1 protein-coding gene is annotated in these 1,531 nt (G+C 71.6%); it reads left to right on the top strand.

What is annotated here, in order from left to right:
* Positions 1-61: 61 nt before the first annotated feature.
* A protein-coding gene (locus VLK66_RS00495; RefSeq protein ID WP_414676439.1) for an IS3 family transposase occupies positions 62-1,305 on the top strand; the annotation gives its coding sequence in 2 pieces (ribosomal slippage) (positions 62-398 and positions 398-1,305; 1,245 coding nt in all).
* The last annotated feature ends 226 nt before the right edge of the window (positions 1,306-1,531 follow it).

Below are 1,531 nucleotides of genomic sequence, written 5' to 3'. Positions count from 1 at the left end.
ACCCCTGGTCTTGGACACGCTGAATCCGGCCACGGCCGGGGAAGCGAGAAGATCCACGATCATGGCCCGTAAGACCTACTCCGAGGAGTTCCGCCGCCAGGCGGTCGAGCTCTACCGGTCCACTCCCGGCGCCACGCTGCGGGGGATCGCGATCGATCTGGGGATCACCCGGGGCACCCTCACCGCCTGGGTTGCCGCGCTTGACCCGGACCCGACGACCGGCACGACCGGCGCCGCCGCGCCCGCTGCCGGCGGTGGGGCCACCCGGCCACGGCCGGGCTCGCCGCAGGCCGAGCTGGCCGCGTTGCAGGCCCGGGTCGCGGCGTTGGAGACCGAGAACACCCTGCTGGCCACCGAGCGGGACATCCTGCGCCAGGCGGCCAAGTATTTCGCCGGGGAGACGCGCTGGTGACCCGCTTCCAGTTCGTCGCTGATCACCGGGACGCCTTCGAGGTGAAGCGGCTGTGCGAGATCGTCGATGTGGCGCGCTCGTCGTTCTATGCGTGGCTGGCCGCCGCCCCGACCCGCGCTGCCCGCGCTGGTCACGACGCTGCCCTGGCGAAGCGGATCCGCGCGATCCACGACACCGACACCGCCCAAGGCGTGCCGCGGATCACCGCCGAGCTCAACGACGGCGTCCCACTCGGGGCGCGGGTGAACCACAAGCGCGTCGCCCGGGTCATGCGCCAGGAGCAGATCGCCGGGCTGCGGCTGCGGCGCCGGGTGCGCACCACCGTGCCCGACCCGGCCGAGCAGCGTGTGCCCGACCTGCTGGGCCGTGACTTCACCGCCGAGGCGCCCAACCAGCGCTACGTCGGCGACATCACCTACTTGCCGATCGCCGACGGGACGAATCTCTACCTGGCCACCGTGATCGACTGCTACTCCCGGCGGCTGGCCGGGTGGGCGATCGCCGAGCACATGCGCACCGACCTGATCATCGACGCGCTGTCGATGGCCCGCGACACCCGCGGCTGGCTGGCGGGGGCGATCTTCCACAGCGATCACGGGGCCCAGTACGCCTCGAAGGCCTTCGCCCAGCTGTGCGCCGAGTGGGGCGTCACGCAGTCGATGGGTGCGGTCGGGACGAGCGCAGACAACGCGCTGGCCGAGTCGTTCAACGCCACGCTCAAACGCGAGACCCTCCGCGGCGGGCGCACCTGGCCCGACTCGGCGATCTGTCGCCGCGAGGTGTTCCGGTGGGTAACCCGCTACAACACTCGCCGCCGCCACTCGTGGTGCGGCCAGCAAGCCCCGATCACTTACGAGCAGCAGCACGCCCCTACGCTGCGGCTCGCCGCGTAATCGACCACCCCGTGTCCACTATCCGGGGGTAAGGCCCCAGCACCTGCCGCTCACCTCCAGGCGTCGATCCGACGAACTCCTGTTGCGCTGTGGGAATCGACGCATTGCCCCGGGCGAGACGTGCTCGTCGCCGAGCCATGACGCACAGATCATCCGGCCGTCGCTGGGGGCGTCGGCTCGCCCGCTGATGGGGTGGAGCGGCCCAGCACGCTGGCCGCGCCGGCCA

The sequence above is a fragment of the Longimicrobium sp. genome, from assembly GCF_035474595.1.
Lineage (GTDB): Bacteria > Gemmatimonadota > Gemmatimonadetes > Longimicrobiales > Longimicrobiaceae > Longimicrobium.
Note: the sequence above shows the minus strand (reverse complement) of the source record. Positions and strands in the feature narration are given on the sequence as shown.